General features: G+C 60.0%; 1 protein-coding gene. It reads right to left on the reverse strand.

Annotation, left to right across the window (positions count from 1 at the left end; genetic code table 11):
• Nucleotides 1-139 precede the first annotated feature (139 nt).
• The coding region (locus OMK64_RS21410; RefSeq protein WP_272730133.1) for an alginate lyase family protein at nt 140-768 on the reverse strand (629 nt) is incomplete at its 5' end.

Below are 768 nucleotides of genomic sequence, written 5' to 3' on the forward strand. Positions count from 1 at the left end.
GGCTTGCCCCGCGCTGGGCTGCGTAGCAGCCCCAAAACCCCACGTCGCGGTATACCTGGCACACCGCGACGAATCGATTAGGGCCGCTTCGCAGCCCAGCGCGGGGCAATCCCGCTCACTACAGGTAATCCATTCAGCCTTAGGAACCTTTGTTGCCTTTTTCATGCGTCGGGTCGTAGACCTTGGTCAGGTCACCCCCGAGGCGGAACGTCTTGAACGGCTGCATCCCGTGCTTGCGCTCGAGCACATCCGGCGCGCAGGTGTAGAGGGTGCAGAAAGGTTCGAGCCAGGCGAATTTCATGTCCTGTTTCAAGTCCTTCATGTCCTGCTCTTTGCCATTCTTCTGTTCGAAGATCTCCGGGTCTTTCACCCCGGCCAGCACCTTGTCACCCAGGCGTTTGAGCGCGCCGTTGTTTTCCTGGCGCAGGTCCACACCGTTGACCAGCGCGAAACTGGCGATCATCGACAGCGGCGGCAGCGCGTAGTTGTGGTAGGACAATGCGCGTTGCTGACGCTTCAATTCGTTCGGCAGGAAGCCCTGGTCATCGACCTGGTTCGCGCCGACCTTGTATTCCTTCACCGCCCAATCAAACAGGTCGCGACGGTTGACGGCGACGGACGTTGCCATCACCGACCAGGCGGCCCAATAGGAGTGGTTGTTGGTTTTTTCCAGCGGCAGGTTGTCCCAGTCGCTCACCACCTGATCGGCCAGTTTGTGGAACCAGGCGTCGATCAGCTGCGCTTCCTGCTGGTTGTTGGCAAGCGGGT

Source organism: Cellulomonas fimi (assembly GCF_028527925.1).
Classification (GTDB): domain Bacteria; phylum Actinomycetota; class Actinomycetes; order Actinomycetales; family Cellulomonadaceae; genus Cellulomonas; species Cellulomonas fimi_C.